This is a genomic window from Mycobacterium sp. NGS34 (assembly GCF_059812845.1).
In genome coordinates this window covers 1-277 of sequence record NZ_JCALDM010000071.1, presented here as the reverse complement: position 1 = coordinate 277, position 277 = coordinate 1, and the positions used below count along the sequence as shown (strand labels likewise).

The 277-nt window shown below is 65.0% G+C and carries 1 pseudogene; it reads right to left on the bottom strand.

Going from position 1 to position 277, the window contains the following annotated elements:
* Positions 1-161 (bottom strand): annotated as a pseudogene (locus tag AC5Y7V_RS31430) (IS256 family transposase); the annotation flags it as partial.
* Positions 162-277: the final 116 nt, after the last annotated feature.

Below are 277 nucleotides of genomic sequence, written 5' to 3'. Positions count from 1 at the left end.
CCGGCATACCGGGCTACATAGTCGGCGACCTCGGCCTGCAACGCCGCGGCCAGCATCTGCCGGGCACCGTCGCGGACGATCTGGTCGAGCAACGACCGGCCCGCACCGGCCGCATTGCGGGTCTCGTTGGAGTCGTCGTTGTTGTCTACTACCGTGAGCACGGGCGTGCCTTCCCGCCAGCGCGCCAACGCTGGTCTTGATCAGAATTCGGATTCCTTGCAGATCATCTTCCGGGAAGGCACGCCCGCCCGGGATCCACAGGTTCTGATCATTGCTC